Genomic DNA, 16840 nt, shown 5'->3' with positions numbered 1-16840 from the left:
CGAGAGGCAACACAGTCATGTCCATGGATTCCACGATGTCCGAACCAGACAGGGCAACCACCTCCGCGGATACTGTTACCTTCCGTCGGGCCCGCCGTGCAGCAATCGCAGGCGGGGTCGGTACCTTCGTCGAGGGCTATGACTTCAGTTCTTACGGGTACCTGTCGATCTTCATCGCGCCACTGTTCTTCCCGGACCAAGATCCGGTGGTCTCGTTGCTGCTCACCCTGGTTGTGTTCGCGACGGCGTACGTGGCCAGGCCGCTCGGTGGGATCGTGTTCGGGCTGCTGGGCGACCGTGTCGATCGTGGCAGGGTTCTGGTGGCGACCATCCTGTGCATGGGGGTCGCGACCACACTGCTCGGGTTGCTGCCCACCACCGCGACGATCGGTGTCACAGCGACGGTGCTGTTGATCGTGCTGAGGCTGATCCAGGGCCTCTCGGTGGGGGCGGAGGTCGCGGGTGCTGCGACGTTTGTTTCGGAAGCGGCGCCGAACCGGTTCAAGAGTCGCTTCGGAGCGTTCAATCCGGCCGGTGCGACCCTCGGCTTCGGTGCGGCCGCGGCTGTGGCCGGTCTGGTGTCCGCCTTGACCACGGCCGAGCAGATGGCCCAGTGGGGTTGGCGGATCCCGTTCCTGCTCGCGTTGCCGTTGACGTTGGTGTGCTTCGCGATCAGGCGTCGGATCACCGCGGAGGCGCAGCCGGTCGAGCAGGCGGGCAAGCGGACGTCGCTGCTGGATGTCCTCCGCCTCGGGTGGCTGCCGATCCTCAAGGGTGCAGGGCTGTCAGCCGCGGTCAACGGCACAGCGTACTTCGGCCTGACCTATGTCAGCATCCATCTGATTCAGCAGCTGGGGTATCCCAAGACCGGCGTGTACTGGGTGACCACGGCTGTTGTGGTGATCACCGCACTGCTGATGCTGCCGGTTGGCAGGCTCGGTGACCGGTGGGACCTGCCCCGGCTCGGGGTGGCTGGTTCAATCGGCTTTCTCGCCCTGACGTGGGTGGGCATGTGGCTGATGGGGCAGGGTAGCCTGCCGCTGGCGGGCCTGGCGTTCGCGGTGATCATGGCCAACAGTGCGTTCCTCCAGGTCACCGGATACTCGCTTTCGCCGGAACTGTTTCCCCGCGCGATCCGCTTCACGGGCATGTCATTGGGATGGAACATCGGGGTGATCGTCGCGGGTGGCACCGCGCCCGTGCTGTGTGTATGGCTGGTCGAAGTCACCGGCAACGCCCTCGCGCCTGCATTCTTCGTCATGACCGCCGCCCTGGTCGGCCTCATTGCGATCTGGGCGATCGCAACCGGCCCGCGGCCCGGCCGCGATGGTGACTAACGACAGAGCAGGAAGGAACTCACATGCGTGACGCCGTGATCGTCGAGGCAGTGCGGACAGCTGTCGGCAAGCGCAACGGCGCGTTGGCGCGCGTCCACCCCGTCGACCTGTCGGCCCATGTGCTCGACGCACTGGCAAGCCGATCAGGCATCGAACCGTCTGTTGTGGATGATGTGGTCTGGGGCTGTGTATCCCAGATCGGCGAGCAGACCTTCGACATTGCCCGCAACGCGGTCCTCGCTGCAGGTTGGCCGGAATCCGTACCGGGGTGCACTGTGGACCGCCAATGCGGTTCGTCGCAGCAGTCGATCCATTCGGTGGCCGCGGGCCTCATCGCGGACCAGTACGATGTTGCCGTCGCCGGCGGTGTCGAGTCGATGTCCCGGATCCCGATGGGCTCGTCAGCCAATGGCATGGACCCGCTCGGGCCGCGTTTCGCCCACCGGTACCACGGTGTGGTGCCCAACCAGGGGATCGGGGCGGAGTTGATCGCCGACCGTTGGGGCTTCTCGCGCACCACACTGGATGAGTTCGCCCTGCGCAGCCATGAGCGAGCTGCTGCCGCCCAGGATGCGGGCCTCTTCGATGCCGAGATCGCCCCGATCGACGTCGATGGTGCGGTCTTCGCGCAGGATCAAGGGATCCGCCGTGGCGGCAGCGTGACGAAGCTCGCCGAGCTGAAACCCGCTTTCCAGCCAGACGGAGTGATCACGGCGGGCAATGCTTCGCAGATCTCCGATGGCGCAGCCGCTCTGCTCATGACGACGACGGAGAAGGCGAAGGAGCTGGGCCTGCAGCCGCTCGCCCGGGTACACACGGCGGTACTGGCCGGCTCGGACCCGATCATGATGTTGACTGGCCCGATCGCTGCTACCGAAAAGGCGCTGAGGCGTTCCGGTCTCGGTATCGACGACATCGGAGCGTTCGAGGTCAACGAGGCCTTCGCTTCGGTCCCGATGGCGTGGCTTGCTGAAACCGGTGCCTGCGAAGAGCTTGTCAACGTGAACGGCGGCGCGATCGCGCTCGGCCATCCGATGGGCGGCTCCGGCGCGCGGATCGCGACGACCCTGCTGCACCACATGCGCCAGTCCGGGATCCGGTACGGGTTGCAGACTATGTGCGAGGGCGGGGGACAGGCGAATGCCACGATCTTCGAACTGTTGTGACACAGGCGGTGCAACGGCACGTGTCACCTGGGGGCGCCGAAGCTCAGCGGCCCAAGCACCTCGCCGCCCTAGCAGGCGGCGGCATTGTCGACTCGGCGCCTGGTTCCCCGGTATCGCCGGACCACCTCTCGAAACCGGCGAGCGGGACGAGTGCGAGGAACCGGCAGGCTGGGGACTCCATTCGGGCAGATCACTGCCGTCACGGGGTTTGCGGTAAGGCATGACAACTGCGGGGTTGCCCTGGTAGCCACCATCGGCCATGACCTGCCGGGCGGCGAGTTCCTCGGCGATGCCCGAGTCGCGGTAGACGGTGCAGTCGTTGCCAGAATTTCCACCGCGCGGCGGTCGCGGATTGTGGCCGTTGTTTCCTATCGTAATAGCCCGACCGTGATACCTTCGCCCACTGACACATTCGGGCGATCGGATAGTTGCCTTCCTCAGATTCGATGAACGCGTACTTCGCGGTCACCGGAACCTCTTCCGAAGAAGGCCGCCGATTTTCCCAGGAAATCGTTCTCACGTTCCAACTCTCGGACACGGCGCTCCAGTTCCTTCAACCGGACACGCTCCGGAACCGACAGCTCCGGCTCATCGGCAGTAGGTGCATGCGGCTCTCCGACACGATCCAGGCTCAGACCAACGGCCTGGTCGACCGCATCGAGGCCAATCCGGACGACTGCGAGGCACGGGAGTCGCTAGTGGACATCGGGCGGGAACTCGCCGAGCAGGCATGCGGACTCTTGGATCACCTCGGATTGGACGTTTCAACGGTGTTCAACGCCCTTGACGAACTGATCGACTCAGCGGAGCACGGCGAATACAACTAGGCGCAGAACCAAGAACCGGTGTTAGCCCCGCAACGGGGGAGGTCGCGATGAACAGTGGCGTGATGTTGGCGCGGCCAGCGCGGGCGTCATCGGCGAGACCCAGCGCGTGTGTCATGTGTTCCCGATTCCGGAGGGCGCTGTGCCGGACCGGATCACGGCGCTCTGTGGTGCGTCATTCGCCCCGGTCAGCTTGAGCGCCTCAACGGTCCGGCAGGCATGCCCTGTGAAAGCTGTCTGTCGAGAGCGCCAGAGACGCCGAGCGACGCTTTGACGCGTTCGGTGGCGACCGATGACGAGTCGGTCGCGAAGCGGCTCGACATGATCGAACGGGCTCTGGATCAGTTGGAGCGGCACCTTGACGGGCTCCGGGCGGCCGTCGCGGCGATCCTCGACGACCACAGACGAGACGGTGGCTGATGGGGGATAGGCCGTCCTTGTCACTGGCGACGAGTTCGCGCAAGCAGCGCCTGTTTCGGGACACTGGGACACGAGCGTCCTGAGGCGTCCCGGCGTCCCATGACCATTTCTGCGCTGGTCAGTGGTGGTTTCCGCCTGTCCCGGAAAGGTGTCCCCACTGGTCGGCGACGGGACACCTCGCTAGAAACCCTGGGCCACAGCCCGCCGTATTCCGAACAGTAGGGATAGTGCGCAAGATCGTCCTCGGACACATATGTGTGGCAAATTTGCCACACCGCGGCGTAGTCATCTGTCACGCTGAGTGTTCGTAGTGTGGATCGCCGAGCGGTATGCTTGGTCCGATATTCCTCCCCCATGAGCTATGCGCAGGGTGAGGAGTAGATGACAGTGAGTATTGCTGTCGCCATGCGGCGACCCCCGGACACATGCCCAGAGGGGCCACGACGGTCTCGAGGGATAGCGCGGAGTCGGTGGGTATGCCGACTGAGGCCCCGGTGTGGGCGATGCCGACGTCGCCGGTTCCGTCGTTGTCGTTCGACACCGCAATCATGGAGGCGAACCCACCGATCTTGAAACAGTCCCGGGCTTGCAGTCCCAGGACATCGAGGAGGACGTCGTGGTCCACGGTAGTGGTCTGTCGCGTGGTGACAGGCGCCGGAATGAGCGGTTGGCTCGGCTGCGGGTGCTGGTGCCGCCCCAGCATGCGATCGTGGGGATCGATCTGGCGGATGAGAAGCAGGCGATCGTGGTGACAGATCACGATTCGCGGGTGCCGGCGCGCAAACGGGTCCGGGCGAAGGCATGGCGGCTGGGTTCGGTGCTGGAGTGGGCCCGCGAGGTCGCCCGCCGGCACGGGTTCGCCGATGTCACGGTGGGCTGTGAGCCGACCGGGCACCGGTGGCGGGTGCTTGATCAACTCGCGGCCGGGTTGGGCATGCCGCTGGTGTGTGTGCAACCGCTGCTGGTCGGCCGGGCCCGGGAAAGCGAGGACTACACCAGGGACAAGACCGACGACAAGGACGCCGTGCTGATCGCACGGCTGGTCGGTGACCTGCGTTGCTACGTGCCGGAACGGGCAAACGAAACCTGGGCGCGGCTACGGCACCTGGGTGCTCGGCGGGAGCGACTGGTCGCCGAGGCCACCGCGAACGTGCAGCAGCTGCGCGATCTGCTGGAATGCTCCTGGCCAGCGGTGGTGCTCGACCGCTGCAACGGCCAGCCGGAACGGCTGACCAGGATGGGGCTGGCGCGGTTTCTGCAGGCGGTCAACCGAGAAGTCACGCGCTGGGGTGGGCGCCAGATCTGGCGGCGCATCGTCAGCGCCGTCTTCACGGCGCTGACCGATCAGGCGGGCGTAACCGCGCAACGGGCCGGTGCGCTGGAACGGGCCTGTTTCGTGCTCGCCGACTGGCATGCAACGAAGCGCCGACTGTCCGAAGTGGAGGATCGTATGGTCGAAGTCCTCGACCAACTCGAACTCACCGATCTAGTCACCTCCATCCCGGGGCTGTCGGCCGTCGGCGCGGCTGCGATCCTGGCCGAAACCGGGAACCCAACCCGGTTCGACAGCCCACGCGCGGTGGTCAAACACGCCGGGCTATGTCCCCGCGAGAACAACAGCGGCACCAAGGAAGGCCGGGCCCACATCACCCGCCGCGGCCGCCCCAGGCTGCGCCTGGCCGCATGGCGAGCGGTCTGGGGAGCCCACGCGAACAACCCCGTACTCACCGCTCGCTTTCAGCATCTGACCACCCGGGCGGAAAACCCGCTCACCACCGGCCAGGCCCACGCCGCGCTCGCCGCCGCGCTCCTGCGCTGGCTGCACGTCATCATCACCCGGCGGGTCCCCTGGAACGAACAGATCGCCAGCGGACCCGCCAACCTGACCACCGCCGCCTGACCCCAGGCTGCGCCCCCAGGGACGGGCCAAGCTCCACCCGGCGTTGAGGACCGACCTCGACCGACACCCTGAGCAGGCCCGCCGTCTCCTCCCCGAACTCGATTGCACGCTGTTGGGTCAGCAACCCCATTGCCAGCTACGTAGAGCCGAGGAGCCGGTGAGCCCCCGCCCCCCATTTGACAAATTTCGCCTTACGTTGGTGTCGGGCCGAAAACACCGCTCGCGACACAGTCCCTCGACCGGAAGGTGATCCAACCGGGCGACCCTGGCGGACCACCATGCGACGCACCGTCGAGGCGTGCACCTTGATGATCCGCCGTTCAAGACGCCTGGGAGTACGGCGCAAGCGGAGACAGGTCGGAGTGATTGGTCCACACCCAACCTGAAAGTCCCCTCATTCCAAGGTCTCAAGGAACTACGCGATCATTCGGTGAAGATCCTCGGCATGTCCGAGGCTTTGCTGTTGAACTTTGGAGCACGCCGTTCAAGGAAGGCTGCAACACCCTCCTTTCCGTCTGCGATCGAGGTGTAGAACATCGCGAGGGAATCAGACAGGTGGGCTTCGAGTGGCCCAGGGGCAGCGCTGTTGCGGTAGAACAGCTGCTTGGCCAATCCCAGTGCGACTGGAGACCGATCCACCACGAAGGAGCGTGCAAGGTCGTGAGCGGCGCCCAGTAGTTCTGCCGGCGGGTGGACTGAGCGGACAAGCTTTCCGCGATAAGCCTGGTCCGCATCCAAGATCTCGGCCGTGTAGGCCCATTCGAGCGCCTGTTGGATGCCGACGATGCGCGGAAGAAACCAACTGGAGCACGCCTCGGGCACGATCCCCAGCTTGCCGAACACGAACCCGATCCGTGCGTTCGACGATGCCATCCGAATGTCCATTGCCAGCGTCATCGTCGCACCGATTCCGACTGCGGGGCCATTGATGGCGGCGATCACCGGCTTGGGGAGCGTATGAACGGCCAACGTCACCCGACCGCCGGTGTCCCGAATGCCGCTGTGCATCGGCTCGTCGGAGTACGCGGCCCGCATGTCCTCCGGGCTCGGCGAGAGGGACTCGTCGAGCCCGAAGACGTTGCCGTCGGCCGAAAGGTCCATTCCTGCGCAGAACGCGCGCCCAGCGCCGGTGACGACGACCGCATGTACATCGTCATCGTGTGCCTCGACGAGGAAGAAATGCTCCAGTTCTCGTGCCATCGTCACATTGAAGGCGTTTAACGCATCCGGCCGGTTCAGGGTGAGGGTGGCGATGCCGTCATTGTCGACGGCCCAATCGAGTGTTTCGTACACCACGGCGGGTTCCTCTCATGTCTTGCAGTGTCGCTCGCCACCGCCAGTGACTACGGGCCAAGCTACGTTGGCGTGCCGAGACCGGACCGCTCTCGAACGCGGCGTTAGTCCATCCCGTCCCGACTACCGGTGGGTTACCCCGCTCGCTGGTTGTCTCTCAGCGACCAGTCCAGATGGGCACCCGCTTCTCCGCAAAGGCCTTGCGCCCCTCGTTGACGTCCTCGGACGACGCGTAGAGCTCGATCGGCTCATAGCGCATTCCCAGCGCCGTCGGCAACGGAAGGTCGATCCCGATTCGCACTGCTTCCTTGGCTGCCTGCTGAGCCAACGGCGATGCCGCGACGAGCTTCTCGGCCCACCGCTGAGCTGCGGAAGCCAGATCCGCCGCCGGTACTACCTCATTGACCAGTCCATACGCGCGAGCCGCCTCCGCAGGCAGTCGCTCGCTGGTCAGGATCATCGCCATGGCCACTCGATATGGGAGCTGTCGCACGGCACGGTGGATGACTCCGGAGTCGCCGATGATACCGGCTCTTACTTCAGGGAGTCCGAACTGGGCGTTGTCCGCGGCGACGATGATGTCCGCGCACATGGCGAGTTCGAACCCGCCGCCGAGCACGTAGCCCTGCGCGGCAACAACAAGAGGTTTCTTCAGAATGCGCAGCGACCCGCCGACGCCGGTGAGGCCGCCGCCCAGCGAGAGACGATTCGGATTCGCCTGTGCGCCTCCGCTGATGTCTGCTCCTGCGCAGAACGCGCGATCGCCGCTGGCGGCGAGCACCGCAACCCAGATGTCGGGGTCAGCATCGATCTCGTCCCAGCGCTGCGCGAGTTCTTGGTCGAGTTCGAAGGAGATCGAGTTCAGGACCTTCGGACGGTTGAGAGTCAGGTACGCGACATGGTCGCGAACCTCGTACAACAGCTCCGGTGCCATGGCCTCAGGTCTCCTTGCTCTTCCGCGGAGCCATCACCAACGTCTCCGGCCGGGCGTGGTACTGCTCAGTCCCGGTGGTCAGCTGCTTCCGCTGCTGGATTTTCCAGCCCTCTGCGGTGCGCACGAAGACGTCGTGGTACTGCGCGTACACGATCCCGTCGGGCCGCTCGCGGTTGTACTTGTGCCAGGCGTAGAGCACCGATCGCACTGTCGCCTTGTCCGTGTCGGCGAAGTCGATCACAACGTTCGAGACGTGGTGGCTAGTGCCGGCGAAGAACGCCGCGATCCCGGTCTTGTTGTTGGCCAGGACCTCCAGATACTCCTCAGGGCCGGAGGCGCCGTGCGACTCGCCGTAGGCCACATACAGGTCCGGCGTGAACAGCGGCAGCATCTTGGCCGGATCCGCCGCGTCGAGATGGAACGCGTACTCGAACAGCACACGCTTGATGTCCCTTTCGTCGACCAGTTGCTGCACGTGGTCGAGCAGATTGTCGGCGGTAACAGGCACTGTCCCACTCCATGATCGTAGTGATTAATTCCAGGCCGGCGCCAACAGTCTACGGATGTGTTGACCCGTCGTCAACGCATCCGTAGACCGGCTCCTGCAGGGGTTGCGCGACAGATCGGACGTCGGCTCGACGCGGTAGTCGGATCACTTGCTTCAACCCCTCTGTCGCCAGCCGCTGATGGATGTCGTGTACCGATGGCAGCGTGTGGGCCAAGGCGTCGGCATCCGCGACACCGGCCACAGCGTTGCGAACACCCGTTGCTTCCGTCGCGCGGTTGATCGCCATCTTCTTGATAGCGAGCAGGTCCCAGGGAGTCATTGCGATGCGTTCTGTCCGGCTCCTGACGGCAGTGAGCAGACGCTCGGGGAGAACGGCATGGTTGCCCACGCCCACTCCGCGGCCGTGCGGCCATCGATGTGGTTCCCTGGTACGGAGGCGATCTCCTTCGCGCGCTTTGACCCACGAGCGTCGCCCCAGGTCGGTGTGACAAACCCGGCGCCCGCCGGAACCGTCGCCGGCGTCCTCGGCCATCACGGTGATGTCGGTAAAGGGCATCAGTAGCGAGGCGCGAGCGATGCAATTGCCGTGCACCGCGCCGATCACGAACTTGGGGTGGCTCCAGATCGCCAGGTATCGATCAATGTTGCGTTGCAGCCGTACCGGGGCGGCGAGTGGATTCGCGGCCGCGGTCGCTACGACCTGTCCCAGATCGCAGCCCGCGCTCAAACCTTTCCCTCGTCGCGAATGCCGATGATCGGCCCACCCTCGGGATTGCAGCCGCTCCATAGCGTCGCTGACCTCGTCAAGCAGATCGTTCAAGGAATCGTCCTGCTCGACGCGGATGTGCTCGTAGTCGTACTGCGCCACGGGTTCCATGTCGACCTTGTCGTTGAGTCTCCGCGCCACGGGGCGGGTGCGGCGCTCGTCGCCGACCGTAGACAGCACCTATAGTGGTAGTCAACACTTCCGTTTAACCGCCCGTCGGTGGGCCGCGGTGCGCGCTGCTTCAGAGGGTTGCCGCCGAGCTCGCCGCGCCGGCGGCACCTTCGGATTACACCTGCCCGGCGCCCACCGGCACGCTTCACTCCAAGGAGAGAAAGCCATGTACGACCAGGCCCGAATCGACCAAGAGGTCGATTCACTGCTTCAGGGTGTCTCGCTTGGCGACGACCTCGACGATGAGCAGGTCATCCTGCTGAGCTTTGGCCTCAGGGCCTGTGCGACGGCCTTGGACGTCGGGGGTGCCGACGAGTGGATGAAGCGCGGGTTGGCGCAGGGCATCGCAGCCGAGAAGTTTCACGAGATCGTGACGCTGATGTCCGCTATCGGGGTTCATGTGTTCTTCGAGTCCTCGCGCGCGCTGGCGGCTGCGATCGCCCCGGATGATGGCTGGGGGGCAATGGACGACCGTCGTCAAACGCTGTGGGACAAGTACGTCGGCTCACGCAAATACTGGACGTCGATGCAGGCGGAGATCCCCGGCTTCCTCGACGCTCTCCTGCGTATGTCGCCCGAGGTGTTCGAGGCCTTCATCACGTTCGTTGGCATCCCGTTCAAGAGCCAGAACGTCCCCATCCTCACCAAGGAGATCATCAGTATGGCAGCGGACGCGTGCCCTTCGCACCAGTACCTGCCCGGCATGCGGATGCACCTGAAAAACGCGATCCGCATGGGCGCGGGCCAGCGGGCCATCAAGCACGCTATGCGCATTGCTGCGGAGTCGCCCCTGCACGTCGGCGTCTCTTGACTGGGCGCCAACCCTGCACATGGCAGAGCTGCGAACGCGGAAGAGACAAGACCAGGCGCTCACCCACCGGTACCCTGCCGACGAGATCGAGCAGCGGCTGAAGATGCTGCTCGACGGCTTCACCGGGTGAACTTGCAGCGTGCCGCCATACAGAGTAAGTCGGCGCAATCTGTGGGCCGCTAAGCCAATGCAATCGAGACCTTGGGCGCCGGCTTAGGCGTCTGCGCCCTCGATTCCGTTGAGGAGAACCGTTGTGAATACCTTGATGAGGTCGTCGGCCGAGTGGCGGCTGCCACCAGGGACGGGCAGCCACCAGCGGTGAGTCCACTGCGTCATTCCGAAGAGGCTGTTCGCGATGAGCGTCACGGAGAGATCTGAGCGGAACGAGCCGTCCGCAACACCCTCCTTGAGTGTGTCGATGAAGTACCGCTCCAGCCGGCGAGTATGTTCGACCATGGTCTGGGTCCACTCGGTGTCTTGGGATGGCTTTTTGAGCATGTCCTCCTGCATGTACACGTACATGTAAGGGTAGTGCTCGACCTGAGAGTTGATCAGCACGGCAATGAGCTGACGTAGCTTCTCGCGAGGCGATATGTCCTGGGCGGTAATCGCTTTGGCCCGCTGCAGGTTCAGAACCACGGTCTCGGTGATGCACTCCTGAAAGAGCTCCTCCTTGCTGCCCACGTAGTAGTAGAGCGACGCTCGGTCGGTTCCGAACCTGGAGGCAATTTCGTTGAGGCTGGCGGCGGCCAGGCCCTTCTCGCGGAATACCTCGGCGGCGACCCGGACGAGTTCGTTCCGCTTGGCGATGTAGTCCGGAGTGTTCCCAGACAGCGCAGCGGCTCGTCGCTGTGCGATGCGGCTCGACTGGCCTTCTTTCATCAGATCTCCCTGCTCGGCTCCGACAACACGTTACCAACTCTTGTGTTGACGACGAAGCCTCGCCGGACATCCGGTGTTCCGCCATGCACGCCCGTGTCGCCCCTCGGCGCTGGGCGGGATCCAGGCGAGCAGGGGTAACCGCCTGCCAAGCGGCGCGCAAGGTCGGGTGCGGCGCACGCGACAAGAAATCTGCTGGGTATGTAAGTAATTCGATGCGAGTTGGGTCTCGACTTTGCTGCAGATCGTCGAGCGCGGCGACAACCTCAAGGGCCTCCAGGTCCTGCCACCCCGGTGAGTGGTCGAACGCGTCACCGTCAACCCCTAGCAGCAGTCTCGGTCTCCTTCGCCCATCCGAAGAGGGTGTTGGCGCATCCGCCGTCGGCCCATACCAATGCGATGGACGGGAAGCGGGCAGCCAGGAACTCGAGAATCCGAGCGTGCCTCCGACCAGATGCCGCTTGCAGCCGGTGGTCGGCTGTCCGTGAACCCCGGCGCCAGGGCGCCCTCGGTGCTCTTGATCGACGGGGCGTCCAGCACAGCCGCTGTGGCAAGTGCGGATCGCTACCGCCCGTGCTCCACGCGCCAGGGCCCGCAGCTGATCGCGGCGGCGATCCTAGGCGCCATCGCCGACCCATTGTCGGTATCAGCGGTAAACGGCGTCCAGGGAAGCCCGAATACAGCACGAAGGAGATGGCGTCCACCACGAACCGATCGTCGTCTTAGCGCCCAACCATTCCCGCTGACAGGTCGATGTCGGCGCCACACAAGCCCGGCATTCGCAGCATTGCGACCACAGCTAGTGCGACCTCGTTCTCGGTCACCATTCGCTGCAGTGCCGACCGCGATACGAACTCATGCTCGGCGGCTTCGACAGAGATGCCCTGACGCTGCGCCTCCAGTGTGAAGTTGCGTGTCATCCGAGGACCCGCCACCGGGCCAGGGGACAGGGTATTGACGTTGACGCCGAACGGACCGACTTCGTGCGCCAAGGTTGCTGTCAACCCGATTACGGCCATCTTCGAGGCCGTATAGGGGGTACGTCGTGCGAGCGGACGCTTCCCGCTCACCGAGGCCAGGTTGATCACATCCCCGCGTCCACGGTCGATCATCGAAGGCAGGAAGGCGCGACACATCAGGTAGGTGCCGCGCACATTCGTTGCGAACACCTCGTCCCACTGCTCAGGTTCCACCTCCCACAACGGTGCGACGGGCCCCGCGATCCCAGCGTTGTTGACAAGGATCGACACATCCTCATCGTTCAGCGCCGCGGCGAGTTCAGTGACACTCTTGGGAGAGGAGGCGTCAACGACCTCGATGCGAGCCATCTCGCCGATCTCGTCGCCGACGGACTGGAGCTTGGACTTGTCGCGCCCGGTCAGGACGACGCGGGCGCCCTCGTACGCCAGGCGCACTGCGATGGCGCGACCGAGTCCGTTACCGGCCCCGGTCACGACCGCCGTGCGCCCCGCGATCACAGGTTTGCCGGTGCCCATGGGAGCGGCGCCCCGGCGTACTTGTGAACTCGAACATCGCCCGATCGAGCATGACCCTCGAAGAGCTCTACCCGCGCGGCGCGCCCGCACAGTTCGCCAAGGGCAGCGCTCGCGGCTTTGTCTGTGACCTCTTGGTAGGTGACGGTCTTGAGATACTTGCCTACCCACAGCCCGCCGGTGTACCGGGCTGCGCCGCGGGTGGGCAGCGTGTGGTTGGTGCCGATGACCTTGTCACCATATGAGACGCAGGTGCCCTCACCCAGGAACAGCGCACCGTAGTTGCGCATCTTCGCCAACGCCTGCCGCGGGTTATCCGTCAGAATCTGAACATGCTCGGAGGCGTAGGCGTCCCCGAGACGGAACGCGTCATCGAGAGTTGCAGCGACCGCCACCTCGCCGTGATCGCGCCAGGCCGGACCCGCGAAGTCGGCGGTCGGCATGTCGGGAAGGAGCTGTTCGATCAGCTCGATCACCCGGGTAGCGAGCGCCTCCGATGTCGTGATCAGCAAGGCCGGCGAATCCGGACCATGCTCGGCCTGGCTCAACAGGTCTACGGCCACTACGAACGGGTCCGCATGTTCGTCGGCGATCACGAGGATCTCCGTCGGACCTGCGAAGAGGTCGATTCCGACCTCGCCGAACAGCTGTCGCTTCGCCTCCGCGACATACGCATTGCCGGGCCCGGCGACTAGATCGACTTTGCCGATCGTCTCGGTCCCGAGCGCCATCGCCGCAACGGCTTGCGTACCTCCCAGCAGGAAGATCTCATCGGCGCCGGCCAGGTGTAGCGCAGCCACCGTCGCGGCGGGAATCGCACCCCTGATCGGCGGAGTGCAGGCCCGCACCTGTTCGACGCCGGCAACCTTCGCCGTCACCACCGTCATGTGTGCGGACGCCACCAATGGGTAGCGCCCGCCGGGCACGTACGCGCCGGCCGCGCCCACCGGGATGTTTCGCTGCCCGAGGTGCACGCCCGGCTCGGTCTCGACCTCGACGTCGATGATCGAGTCACGCTGATGCTGAGCGAAAGTCCGGACGCGCTGCTGGACCGCCTTGATGTCGGCGATGGCCTGCTCGGGAACCGAAGCGGTGATCTTCTCGATCTCCTCAGCCGACAAGCGGAACGAGGCCGGGGACCAGCCGTCGAACCGCTCGGAGTATTCGCGCACCGCGACGTCACCACGCTCACGCACATTGGCAATGACTTCCGCCACGGTCTTGCGCACCGCGTCCTGTCGAGCACGATCGGCCGCGCTCGCGGTCGCCCTCTTCAGGTAGAGGGGCTCACTCATGCCTGGTCTCCTCTCGTTCGGGATTCCAGCATGGGTTGCATACGTATACTTCGCAACATGCTCAAGGTGACAAGTATTGATGTCGCTCGTCGAGCAGGTGTCTCGCAACCGACGGTGTCCCGCGCGTTGCGGAATCTGCCCGGCACCTCTCCGGCCACGCGTGAGCGAGTGCTCCAGGCCGCACGAGAGCTCAACTACACCGCCAGTGACCGCGGCCGCGCGTTGTCCACCCGGATGACTCGGCGTGTCGCGATTGTCTCCGCCGAGCTCACCAATCCGTACTACCCAGAGCTGGTCGAGCCCGTGCGCCAGTTCCTCGAGGAGGCCGGGTACCGCTCAGTAGTGGTCACCGACCACGAAGTCGGCGATGTTGGGCTTGAGGCACTGGTTGACGGCTCATATGACGGTGTCATCCTCACCACAACGACACGTCGCTCCACGTTGCCCAGGGACCTGACCGAGCGCGGGATCCCGCACGTCCTCGCCAACCGTATGCTTGACCATCCCGAATCACCCAGCTGCGGCATTGCCAATGCTGAGGGCTCAGCCGCGGTGGCTGAGTTGCTCGTCGAGCTCGGCCATACCCGGATTGGCCTGATCGCCGGCCCCGTCGAAACCTCGACCGGGCGGGAACGCGCTAACGGGCTCAGGCGCACGTTGCGGGCCCACGGGATCATCGTCCGGCGCGAGATGACACGCCGATGCGTCTTCACCCATGACGCAGGCATGGCCGCGGCCGAGGATCTGCTCTTGCGCCGCGATCGGCCCACCGCATTGGTCTGCGGCAACGATGTCATCGCCCTGGGTGCCCTGTCCGCTGCCCGTCGCGTCGGTGTCGAGGTGCCCGCCCAGGTCAGCGTCATCGGCTTCGACGACATTCGCATGGCCCGCTGGCCCACGTTCGATCTCACCACCGTGCGCTGTGACCTTGTCGAGCTCGCTCGCCGAACCGTCAGGATGCTTTGTGACCAGATGGCCGGAGGTTGCTTGAGTGCAGTCGAAACGAGACTGAGCCCAAGCCTGGTCCTCCGAGGCACCCACGGTCCGTCTCTTTGCTGAACGAGAACCCCATCGCGTCAACGCATGTGTAGAATTGTGCTGCGGCACGCACAGGCGCTGATCTGGCAGCTTCCCGGAGGCAAGATGCTCTCGACCACCTTCACCTAGCAGTGCCGAGAACGGCATCGACGTAGTTCAACGTGACGCCGACCTACGCGCAGCTGCGCATCGAGGAGATACTGCCGACCACACACGTCTCTCCCCTCGTGCTGCTCGATCGCGAAGCGGTTCCCGAGTCGGTGTGGCGCACGCTCACCACGGAAGGACCTACGGCGCATCCACAATGGACAGACAGACGCCTGCGGTGGGCAGGCCGAGCTGGAACACCCACGCCTACGTGCTCGGCTCTCCCTGCCGCCAAGCCCCGGTGCGGGTAGCGCTGCGATGTCGAGCTTGCCGTTGACCGTCAACGGCAAGCCGTCCACCGTGACCACGTCGGCAAGCACCATGTAGTCGGCAGCCGCGCCGCGAGTTGCTCGCGCCAGGCGATGTCGCGCTCCGCGACGACGTAGTCGATGAGCCGGCGCTGGGCGTCGACGACCGCCGCATGGATCACCTCGGAATGTGCGGTGAGCGCGGCGTCGATCTCGCCGAGCTCGACGCGGTAACCACGGATCTTGACCTGGTCGTCGGTACGCCCGAGGAAGTCGATGATGCCATCGGCGCGCCGCCGCACCGCAGTAGGCGACCAGCGCCTCGGCGTTGCGGCGCAGCTGCTCGCCGCAGACGTGCAGCTCGTGCTCCTCGACGAGCCAGAGCAGCTCCTTCCAGGACTGACCAAGCAGCTGATCTACCGCAACGCCGCGCCCGCCGTGCCGGCTCCCTGGCGATGTTCTATACCTCGATCGTGATGGCAAGGAGGGGTCGCCGCATTCCTGGAGAAGCGCGACCCGGGGTTCACCGGACTTGCGTCGGAGCTCCCGCGCATCTCCCGGGGCTGCGTGCGTCGCACGTCAGCGAGCGGCGGGCGCCGTCCCGTCGTCCCTCGTCTCCTGGGAGAGCGTCATCGTGGGCGGAACCCGGAAAGACTCGATCACCGATTTCAGGCCTTCGTCGGCGATCCGTTGTCGCAGCTCAGCCACACCGGGCGTGAGGTGCGCGAGGGCGTCAGCGTCCGCGATCGCCGATACCGCGTTGCGGGTCCCCATCGCGTCGAGTGCTCGGTTGATCGCGAACTTCTTGATGGTCAGCATGTCTGCCGGGATCAGGGCCATGCGGTCGGCGAGCTGGCGCACGCGGGTGAGTAGTTGGTCGGCGGGAACGGCATGGTTGGCCCACCCCCACTCGACGGCGGTCGGCCCGTCGATCCAGTTGCCCGGCACGAAGGCCAGCTCCTTGGCCCGCTTCGGACCGACGAGTGTGGCCCAGACGGGGGAGACGTACCCCGCGCCCACAGGGATGGTCACCTCGCCGATCCGGGCGTCCTCGGCGACGACGGTGATGTCGGTGAAGGTCACGAGCTGTGAGCCGCCTGCGATGCAGTAGCCGTGGACGGCCGCGATGATCGGCTTCGGGTGCTCCCACATGGTGAGGTACCGATTCAGGTTGCGCTGCAGCCTGGTCCGGTCCGAGACGGGATCCGCGCCGCGCGGATCGGCCACCTGCCCCATGTCGTACCCCGCGCAGAACCCACGCCCCTCGCCGCGAAGGCCGATGATCGGGCCGCCTCCGGTCCGCAGCCACTCGAGCGCCGCGGAGAACTCGTCTAGAAGCTCGTTCGAGAGAGCATTCGCGCGATCAGGACGGTCGAGCACGATCCAGGTGAGCGGGCCGTCGTCCTCAAGGCGGATGTTGGTGTACCTCGGGTAGTCGCTCATCGCTGCACCAGCCTTGTGTCGGTGATCGTGGACAGGCTGCTGGGGCACCCGGGGCACTGCCGGGTCGCGGGTTCGCCCGGACGAGGTCGGGACGTCCGGCACGAGTTCCGGGCGACCGGGTGGCTATCTGTGGCGTGCCGACCGTCGACAGGTGTGCCCGCTAGGCG

Annotated in this window: 16 protein-coding genes and 2 pseudogenes; 8 read left to right on the top strand and 10 right to left on the bottom strand. The window is 65.2% G+C overall.

The genetic code is table 11. The annotated features are described in order from the left end of the window. Window positions 1–35: 35 nt before the first annotated feature. Window positions 36–1337 (top strand): MFS transporter, encoded by a 1302-nt coding sequence (locus ABZ863_RS13550; RefSeq protein WP_358534895.1) that lies wholly within the window; start codon window positions 36–38, stop codon window positions 1335–1337. Between the two features lie 23 nt (window positions 1338–1360). Then, the gene (locus ABZ863_RS13545; protein WP_358534893.1) at window positions 1361–2503 is read left to right on the top strand and encodes a thiolase family protein; all 1143 of its coding nucleotides are present in this window, start codon (window positions 1361–1363) and stop codon (window positions 2501–2503) included. A 177-nt stretch (window positions 2504–2680) separates the two neighbouring features. Here the strand turns inward: ABZ863_RS13545 and ABZ863_RS13540 are convergent. After that, window positions 2681–2845, bottom strand: a pseudogene (locus tag ABZ863_RS13540) (IS5/IS1182 family transposase); the annotation flags it as partial. 104 nt (window positions 2846–2949) lie between these two features. Here ABZ863_RS13540 and ABZ863_RS13535 point away from each other — a divergent pair. The 3 genes from ABZ863_RS13535 to ABZ863_RS13525 all read left to right on the top strand — a co-directional run bounded on the left by ABZ863_RS13535 (window position 2950) and on the right by ABZ863_RS13525 (window position 5647). Next, the gene (locus ABZ863_RS13535; protein WP_358534891.1) at window positions 2950–3330 is read left to right on the top strand and encodes a hypothetical protein; all 381 of its coding nucleotides are present in this window, start codon (window positions 2950–2952) and stop codon (window positions 3328–3330) included. A 279-nt stretch (window positions 3331–3609) separates the two neighbouring features. Beyond that, window positions 3610–3747: a hypothetical protein gene (locus ABZ863_RS13530; protein WP_358534889.1), complete on the top strand. Its 138-nt coding sequence runs from the start codon at window positions 3610–3612 to the stop codon at window positions 3745–3747. Between the two features lie 586 nt (window positions 3748–4333). Then, complete coding sequence (locus ABZ863_RS13525; RefSeq protein ID WP_358534887.1) at window positions 4334–5647, top strand: IS110 family transposase; 1314 nt, start codon at window positions 4334–4336, stop codon at window positions 5645–5647. Between the two features lie 423 nt (window positions 5648–6070). Here the strand turns inward: ABZ863_RS13525 and ABZ863_RS13520 are convergent, their stop codons facing one another. The 4 genes from ABZ863_RS13520 to ABZ863_RS13505 form a co-directional block, all read right to left on the bottom strand. Then, window positions 6071–6943 (bottom strand): crotonase/enoyl-CoA hydratase family protein, encoded by an 873-nt coding sequence (locus ABZ863_RS13520; protein WP_358534885.1) that lies wholly within the window; start codon window positions 6941–6943, stop codon window positions 6071–6073. Between the two features lie 154 nt (window positions 6944–7097). Further along, complete coding sequence (locus ABZ863_RS13515; RefSeq protein ID WP_358534883.1) at window positions 7098–7874, bottom strand: enoyl-CoA hydratase-related protein; 777 nt, start codon at window positions 7872–7874, stop codon at window positions 7098–7100. Between the two features lie 4 nt (window positions 7875–7878). Continuing rightward, a complete protein-coding gene (locus tag ABZ863_RS13510; protein ID WP_358534881.1) occupies window positions 7879–8382 on the bottom strand; it encodes a nuclear transport factor 2 family protein in 504 nt (167 codons plus the stop codon). Window positions 8383–8431: 49 nt separating this feature from the next. Then, the gene (locus ABZ863_RS13505; protein ID WP_358534879.1) at window positions 8432–9328 is read right to left on the bottom strand and encodes a hypothetical protein; all 897 of its coding nucleotides are present in this window, start codon (window positions 9326–9328) and stop codon (window positions 8432–8434) included. Window positions 9329–9485: 157 nt separating this feature from the next. On the opposite strand from ABZ863_RS13505, the gene ABZ863_RS13500 reads away from it, so the two are divergent. Then, a complete protein-coding gene (locus ABZ863_RS13500; RefSeq protein WP_358534877.1) occupies window positions 9486–10130 on the top strand; it encodes a carboxymuconolactone decarboxylase family protein in 645 nt (214 codons plus the stop codon). A 213-nt stretch (window positions 10131–10343) separates the two neighbouring features. Here the strand turns inward: ABZ863_RS13500 and ABZ863_RS13495 are convergent, their stop codons facing one another. From ABZ863_RS13495 to hisD, 3 genes are all read right to left on the bottom strand, one after another. After that, window positions 10344–11012, bottom strand: coding sequence for a TetR/AcrR family transcriptional regulator (locus tag ABZ863_RS13495; RefSeq protein WP_358534875.1), 669 nt, complete (start codon window positions 11010–11012; stop codon window positions 10344–10346). 719 nt (window positions 11013–11731) lie between these two features. Continuing rightward, entirely contained in the window at window positions 11732–12505 is a 774-nt protein-coding gene (locus ABZ863_RS13490) for an SDR family oxidoreductase (protein WP_358534873.1), read from the bottom strand. Further along, window positions 12484–13797 (bottom strand): histidinol dehydrogenase, encoded by a 1314-nt coding sequence (gene hisD / locus ABZ863_RS13485; protein ID WP_358534871.1) that lies wholly within the window; start codon window positions 13795–13797, stop codon window positions 12484–12486. Before hisD ends, ABZ863_RS13490 begins: the two co-directional genes overlap by 22 nt. Window positions 13798–13827: 30 nt before the next feature. Here hisD and ABZ863_RS13480 point away from each other — a divergent pair. Both ABZ863_RS13480 and ABZ863_RS13475 read left to right on the top strand, forming a co-directional pair. Continuing rightward, window positions 13828–13941: pseudogene (locus tag ABZ863_RS13480) on the top strand (LacI family DNA-binding transcriptional regulator); the annotation flags it as partial. Between the two features lie 78 nt (window positions 13942–14019). Then, on the top strand, window positions 14020–14856 hold the full coding sequence (locus ABZ863_RS13475; protein ID WP_358535063.1) for a substrate-binding domain-containing protein: 837 nt from the start codon (window positions 14020–14022) through the stop codon (window positions 14854–14856). 406 nt (window positions 14857–15262) lie between these two features. On the opposite strand, the gene ABZ863_RS13470 is transcribed toward ABZ863_RS13475, so the two are convergent. Together ABZ863_RS13470 and ABZ863_RS13465 are read right to left on the bottom strand one after the other, a co-directional pair. Then, on the bottom strand, window positions 15263–15532 hold the full coding sequence (locus ABZ863_RS13470; RefSeq protein WP_358534869.1) for a hypothetical protein: 270 nt from the start codon (window positions 15530–15532) through the stop codon (window positions 15263–15265). Between the two features lie 277 nt (window positions 15533–15809). Then, window positions 15810–16673 carry an enoyl-CoA hydratase-related protein gene (locus tag ABZ863_RS13465; RefSeq protein ID WP_358534867.1) on the bottom strand — a complete coding sequence of 288 codons (864 nt, stop codon included), beginning with the start codon at window positions 16671–16673 and terminating at the stop codon, window positions 15810–15812. Between the last annotated feature and the right edge of the window lie 167 nt (window positions 16674–16840).

The sequence above is a fragment of the Saccharomonospora sp. NPDC046836 genome (genome assembly GCF_040645195.1).
In the GTDB taxonomy this organism is placed as follows: Bacteria; Actinomycetota; Actinomycetes; order Mycobacteriales; family Pseudonocardiaceae; genus Prauserella_A.
This window is presented reverse-complemented; position numbering and strand designations above follow the sequence as displayed.

Bases quoted from the DNA above. Each gene is read 5' to 3' on its own strand.
- ABZ863_RS13550 (WP_358534895.1), top strand. From the start codon at position 36: ATGTCCGAACCAGACAGGGCAACCACCTCCGCGGATACTGTTACCTTC.
- ABZ863_RS13545 (WP_358534893.1), top strand. From the start codon at position 1,361: ATGCGTGACGCCGTGATCGTCGAGGCAGTGCGGACAGCTGTCGGCAAG.
- ABZ863_RS13535 (WP_358534891.1), top strand. From the start codon at position 2,950: ATGAACGCGTACTTCGCGGTCACCGGAACCTCTTCCGAAGAAGGCCGC.
- ABZ863_RS13515 (WP_358534883.1), bottom strand. From the start codon at position 7,874: ATGGCACCGGAGCTGTTGTACGAGGTTCGCGACCATGTCGCGTACCTG.
- ABZ863_RS13500 (WP_358534877.1), top strand. From the start codon at position 9,486: ATGTACGACCAGGCCCGAATCGACCAAGAGGTCGATTCACTGCTTCAG.
- ABZ863_RS13495 (WP_358534875.1), bottom strand. From the start codon at position 11,012: ATGAAAGAAGGCCAGTCGAGCCGCATCGCACAGCGACGAGCCGCTGCG.
- ABZ863_RS13490 (WP_358534873.1), bottom strand. From the start codon at position 12,505: ATGGGCACCGGCAAACCTGTGATCGCGGGGCGCACGGCGGTCGTGACC.
- hisD (WP_358534871.1), bottom strand. From the start codon at position 13,797: ATGAGTGAGCCCCTCTACCTGAAGAGGGCGACCGCGAGCGCGGCCGAT.
- ABZ863_RS13465 (WP_358534867.1), bottom strand. From the start codon at position 16,673: ATGAGCGACTACCCGAGGTACACCAACATCCGCCTTGAGGACGACGGC.